Genomic DNA, 6,085 nt, shown 5'->3' on the forward strand with positions numbered 1-6,085 from the left:
CGCCGCAGGCGGCTAGCCGGCGTACACGAATGTGTACAGGCCACCCAGACGCCGCGCCCGCCGCGCCGGACTCAGGGCAACGCCGATTCCAAGGCATCGTCCCCCAACGCATGCGCCTGCATCAGGCGTCGGCTGCCGGCGTTCAAGCCTTTCACCTGCACCTCCAGGCCGTGGTGACGCAACCGCTGCACCACCTTGTCCAGCGCGGCCACGGCGGTGATGTCCCAGAAATGCGCACGGGCGACATCGATCACCACGGCGCGACCTGGCACCTCGCGCGCGTCGAAGGCGTCGATGAACACATCGGCCGAGGCGAAGAACACCTGCCCGCGCACGCTGTAGCTGCGCACGCCGTCGTCGCCATCGCGGTGTGCGATCTGCAGCAGCCCGGCCACCTTGAAGGTGAAGAACACCCCGCTCAGCACCACGCCCACCGCCACGCCGGCGGCCAGGTTGTGGGTGACCAGGGTCACCGCCACGGTGGCCAGCATCACCACGCTGGAGGTGCGCGGATGGGTGACCACGGTGCGTAGCGAACGCCAGTCGAAGGTTTCGGCCGAGACCATCACCATGATCGCCACCAGCGCCACCACCGGCACCTGCGATACCCACGGCTTGAGCAGCACCATCAGGATCAGCAGGAACACGCCGGCGAACAAGGTCGACAGACGGCCGCGGCCGCCGTACTTCACGTTGCCCACGGTCTGCCCGATCATGCCGCAGCCGGCGATGCCGCCGAACAGGCTGGCGGCGGTATTGGCCAGGCCCAGCCCGGTGCACTCGCGGTTCTTGTTGCTTGGCGTGTCGGTGAGTTCGTCCACCACGCGCGCGGTCATCAGCGATTCGAGCAGCCCCACCATGGCGATGGCCAGCGCCGGCAAGGCGATGATGCGCAAGGTCTCCAGCGTCAGCGGCACCGAGGGCCATTGCAGGAACGGCAACGCGGTCGGCAACTTGCCCAGGTCGGCCACGGTCTTCAGCGGCAAGTGAAACGCAGTGGCGGCCACGGTCAGCAACAGGATGCACAACAGCGGCGAGGGAATCGCCGACACGCCCGGCAGGCGCAGCCGCGGCAGGCCGTAGATGATCGCCAGGCCCACGCCCAGCATCGCCCAGGTGGCCGGGTTGGCGCCAAGCAGGTGCGGCAGCTGTGCGGCGAAGATCAGCACCGCCAGCGCGTTGACGAAGCCGGTGCGCACCGAGCTACTGACAAAGCGCATCAGCACGCCCAGGCGCAACAGGCCGAACAGGATCTGCACTGCGCCGGCCAACAGGCCGGCCGCCAGCAGATACGGCAGGCCATGCGCGGCCACCAGCGGCGCAGCCACCAACGCCACCGAGCCGGCGGCGGCGGAAATCATCGCCGGACGGCCGCCACAGAACGCGATCACGATGCCGATGACGAACGACGCAAACAGCCCGACCTGCGGGTCCACGCCCGCCACGAAGGCGAAGGCGATCACCTCGGGAATCAAGGCAAACGTTGCGACCGCACCGGCCATCAGTTCGCGCGCAGGCGACGCGCGCCATTGCGCCAGTTCGGCACGCAGAAAAGACATTGCAGACTCCAGGACAGAATGAACCGTGGCTCGCGCCACGTTGCGAACAAGCATCAGGCGAGCGCGGGCAGCGCACTCAGAACCGCAGTGTACGAGGGGTGCATGCCGATTCCGAGCACTGGCCGCGCTCGCCTGGCGATGCGCACGGTGGTTTTACCTCCGCCCAAGCACCGCGCGGACACACACACGTGGATTGGAGAGCGCGCGCGAACGCGACCCTACCCGCAGCCGGCATGTGACCGGTGCGGCAATGCGACGTTCTGTGGGTGAGGTCACGCCGCACACGGCGGGCACGGACCAACATGCCTGCCTCATCGCCTCGGGCATCGAGCGCGATTTTCCAGGGAGATCACCATGTCCATGCTCAGGACCGCCAGCACGCTCGCACTGGCCTCGGCGCTGGCACTCGCCGCCGCACCGGCCTTCAGCTACTCCATCAGCAACAACAAGGTGGTCGACGACAACGGCAAGGTGGTCCAGCTCAGGGGCCTCAACGTGTTCGGCTTTGAGACCGGCAATCATGTGATGCACGGTCTGTGGGCGCGCAACTGGGAGGAGATGATCGACCAGATGCAGGGCCTGGGCTTCACTGCCGTGCGCCTGCCGTTCTGCCCGGCGACGCTGCGCAGCAGCACCATGCCGAGCAGCATCGATTACAGCCGCAACCCAGATCTGCAAGGCCTGAGCTCGCTGCAGATCCTCGACAAGGTGATCGACGCATTCAATGCGCGTGGCATGTATGTACTGCTGGATCACCACACACCCGATTGCGCCGCGATCTCCGAACTCTGGTACACCGGCGCGTACTCCGAAGCGCAGTGGCTGGACGATCTGCGGTTTGTCGCCAATCGCTACAAGAACGTACCGCGCGTGATCGGCCTGGATTTGAAGAACGAGCCGCACGGCGCCGCCACCTGGGGCAGCGGCAATGCGTCCACCGACTGGAACAGCGCTGCCGAGCGCGGTTCGGCAGCTGTGCTGGCGGTGGCGCCCAAGTGGATCATCGCGGTGGAAGGCGTCGCCGACAACCCGGTGTGTTCGACCAATGGGGGCACCTTCTGGGGCGGCAATCTACAACCGATGGCATGTACCCCCTTGAATATTCCGGCCAGCCGGTTGCTGCTGGCGCCGCATGTCTATGGACCTGACGTCCACGTGCAGCCGTACTTCAACGACAGCACCTTTCCCAACAACATGCCGGCGATCTGGGAGCGTCACTTCGGCCAGTTCGCCGCCACGCATGCGCTGTTGCTGGGCGAGTTCGGTGGCAAGTATGGCCAAGGCGATGCGCGCGACAAGGTGTGGCAGGACGCGCTGGTGACATACCTGCGCAGCAAGGGCATCAACGAAGGCTTCTATTGGTCGTGGAATCCCAACAGCGGCGACACCGGCGGCATCCTGCGCGATGACTGGACCAGCGTGCGCGAGGACAAGATGACGTTGCTGCGCAGATTGTGGGGTACGGCGAGTAGCTCCACGTCGGCTCCGGCTCCAAGCCCGAGTCCCGCACCTACCGGCAGCTACAGCACCAAGGCCGTCGTGGACAGCCCTTGGCGTGGTGGTTCCTGCAACCGCGTGCAGGTCACCAATACCGGCAGCGCGAGCCCGGCGTGGTCGCTCTCGCTCCTGGTCAGCGGCAGTGTCGACAACGCCTGGAACGCCACCTGGTCGCAAGACACGCGCACCGCCAGCGGGGTGGACGTCAAGCGCACCCTGGCAGCCGGCGTCGGCGCCGAATCCGGCTTCTGCGCGGCCAGCTGACGCGACTGAAACCGGGCCCATCGCGTGCCCGTCCCTCAATTACGCTGTGCGGCCGATCCCATTTCGCAAGATTGCCTGACGCGATTGCGCAGGCGATGCGCGTCGTCTGTGCAAGTGCAGCATGCATCAACCCCTTGCGCCAGCAGGCTTGGGCGTTGCCCGAGCGCACCGACGCAGCGGTATTTTCAAGCAGGCGCGGCCGCAGAAAGTGTTCAATCTGCCCGTACACCAGCCGATATCCGTTAGGTAGCGCTTCGGCGCGCCTTTGGATGTCGTTGCTATGCCTGTTGTTTCCCTGCTCCGGCGCCATGTCGCCAATCTCCCGCTTACGCGCAAATTCGTGCTGCTGTGCGCCTTGCTGACGGCCGGCGTGATCCTGCTGGCGGTGGCTGCCGCGCGCCTGCAATACCTGGATCTGGTGGAAGCGCGCAAGCTCAGCGTCAAGACCGAAGTCGAGATGGGCCTGACCGTGATGCAGCATTACGCCGACAAGGCCAAAGCCGGCGAAATGAGCGTCGAACAGGCCAAGGAAGCAGCACGTACCACGCTGGCCGACATGCGCACCAACGATGGCGTGGATTACTTCTTCATCGTCGACCCGCAGATGCGCATCCTGATGCACCCCAAGCGCCCGGTCGGCACCGACATGACCGATTACAAGAGCGATGCCGGGCAATACGTGTACCGCGACATCAAGACCGCCATCGAGCGCGGCGACGGCTTCAGCTACTACGTCGCGCCCAAGCCGGGCAAGAAGGAACAGCTTCCCAAGATCAGTTACGCCCAGACCTTTCCGGCCTGGAACTGGGTCTTGGTGATGGGCGTGTATGCCGAAGATATCCAGGTCCAGGCCTGGGGCTTCACCCGCACCCTGACGCTGATCGGCGGCGCGCTGGTGGCGCTGGTGATCGGCCTGTGCTGGTTGATCGCCTCGGCCATGTCGGCTCCGTTGCGGGCGGCATCGCGGACCGCCGAGGCGATTGCCTCGGGCCGCTTCGACAACGATATCCGGGTCGAATCGCGCGATGAAACCGGCCAGTTGATGCACAGCATGCAGCAGATGCAGAACCAGCTACAGCGCTTCAATGGCGAGATGCAGACCATGATCCGCCTGCAGCAGGGCGAGAACATCGCGCACCGTATTCCGGAAGATTTCCCCGGCGACTACGGCACGCTGGCGCACGGCGTGAACACGGTGGTGTTCGAGCATCTGGACGCCATCAACGAAGCGATGGACGTGATGAGCGAGTACGGCCGCGGCGATCTGCGCCGCGACATGCGCCGCCTGCCCGGCCAGCGCGCGGCGTTGCATGAAGCCCTGGATACGGTGAAGAGCAACCTGTCGGCGATCAACGGCGACATCGCCCGCCTGGCCGATGCGGCCGCGCGCGGCGATTTTTCCGCACGTGGCGAGCAATCGCGTTATCAGTTCGCCTTTGCGGAAATGGTGCAGGCCTTGAACCGCCTGATGCAGCAGGCCGATGCGGGCCTGGACGATGTGGGCCGCATCATGGCCGCCATCGCCGACGGCGACCTGTCGCAGCGGGTGGATTCGCATTACGAAGGTGCCTTCGGACGCCTGGCCAATGCGGCCAACCGCACCGCGATCCAGCTGACCTCCATCGTGCAGGGCATCCAGCATTCGGCCGAAATGATCAACACCGCCGCCGGCGAAATCGCCAGCGGCAACGCCGACCTGTCCACACGGACCGAACATCAGGCGGCGAATCTGGAAGAAACCGCCGCATCGATGGAGGAACTGACCTCCACCGTGCGCCAGAACGCCGACAACGCGCGCCAGGCCAACCAGTTGGTCAAGGGCACCGGCGAAGTGGCCGAGAGCGGCGGCCGCGTGGTGCAGGAGGTGGTCACCACCATGGAGGCGATCACGCAATCGTCAGCGCGTATTTCCGACATCATCGGAGTGATCGACGGCATTGCGTTCCAGACCAATATCCTGGCGTTGAACGCCGCCGTGGAAGCCGCGCGCGCGGGCGAACAAGGTCGCGGCTTTGCGGTGGTCGCCACCGAAGTGCGCGCCCTGGCGCAGCGCTCGGCCGGTGCGGCCAAGGAAATCAAGCAACTGATTTCCGACTCGGTGGAAAAGGTCGCGCAGGGTTCGGGCCTGGTGCAACAGGCGGGCAGCACGATGACCGAAGTGGTCAGTTCGGTGAAGCGCGTGACCGACATCATGGCCGAGATCACCGCCGCCAGCACCGAGCAGAGTGCCGGCATCGAGCAGGTCAGCAACACGGTGATGCAGCTGGACGAAATGACCCAGCAAAACGCGGCGCTGGTGGAGGAAGCCACGGCCGCGGCGCGCAGCATGGAAGATCAGGCGGCGGACCTGACCCGTGCGATCGCGGTGTTCCGCTTGGCATCGGAAGACGCAAGGCCGCGTGCCCGCACGTCACCGGCCGAGCACGCGGCCGCCAGGCAGGCTGCCGACACGCAGCCCGGGCACGCGCACAGGCTCAGCGCGTGACAGACGCCGCCTGCCACGCACGTGGGCTAGCGCCCATGTGTGGCAGGCGATGTCGCTAGACTGCAGGTCGGCACCCGCTTCTGACTGCCTGGAATCGTGACGAAAAAGCAGCCAGCAGCGGTACGTCCGCGCAAGGTTCCGACGTACACGCAATTCGCTAGCAGCAGCCAGGCCTGGGGTCCAATCGACGTCCCCCCGATTTTGAGTAGCACGCCAGTTTGGAGTCCAATTCCCTACCCCGAAGGAGATTGGACGTGAAGAAACGTTTTACTGACGAGCA

The 6,085-nt window shown here is 65.5% G+C and carries 2 protein-coding genes, 1 other RNA gene and 1 pseudogene; 2 read left to right on the forward strand and 2 right to left on the reverse strand.

Going from position 1 to position 6,085, the window contains the following annotated elements:
• Nucleotides 1-71: 71 nt before the first annotated feature.
• Together GGR61_RS19805 and GGR61_RS19810 are read right to left on the reverse strand one after the other, a co-directional pair.
• Nucleotides 72-1,559 carry a SulP family inorganic anion transporter gene (locus tag GGR61_RS19805; RefSeq protein WP_184623552.1) on the reverse strand — a complete coding sequence of 496 codons (1,488 nt, stop codon included), beginning with the start codon at nt 1,557-1,559 and terminating at the stop codon, nt 72-74.
• Nucleotides 1,560-1,586: 27 nt separating this feature from the next.
• Nucleotides 1,587-1,663: non-coding RNA, sX9 sRNA (locus GGR61_RS19810), on the reverse strand.
• A gap of 250 nt (nt 1,664-1,913) precedes the next feature.
• Between GGR61_RS19810 and GGR61_RS19815 the strand changes: the two genes are divergently transcribed.
• Together GGR61_RS19815 and GGR61_RS19820 are read left to right on the forward strand one after the other, a co-directional pair.
• Nucleotides 1,914-3,320, forward strand: a complete 1,407-nt coding sequence (locus GGR61_RS19815; RefSeq protein ID WP_184623554.1) for a glycoside hydrolase family 5 protein — start codon at nt 1,914-1,916, stop codon at nt 3,318-3,320.
• A 280-nt stretch (nt 3,321-3,600) separates the two neighbouring features.
• A pseudogene (locus GGR61_RS19820) lies at nt 3,601-5,721 on the forward strand (methyl-accepting chemotaxis protein); the annotation flags it as partial.
• Between the last annotated feature and the right edge of the window lie 364 nt (nt 5,722-6,085).

The organism is Xanthomonas sp. 3058, from assembly GCF_014199765.1.
Lineage (GTDB): Bacteria > Pseudomonadota > Gammaproteobacteria > Xanthomonadales > Xanthomonadaceae > Xanthomonas > Xanthomonas campestris_B.

Excerpts from the sequence above, each read along its gene's own strand:
- GGR61_RS19815 (WP_184623554.1), top strand. The coding sequence starts at position 1,914 with ATGTCCATGCTCAGGACCGCCAGCACGCTCGCACTGGCCTCGGCGCTG.
- GGR61_RS19805 (WP_184623552.1), bottom strand. The coding sequence starts at position 1,559 with ATGTCTTTTCTGCGTGCCGAACTGGCGCAATGGCGCGCGTCGCCTGCG.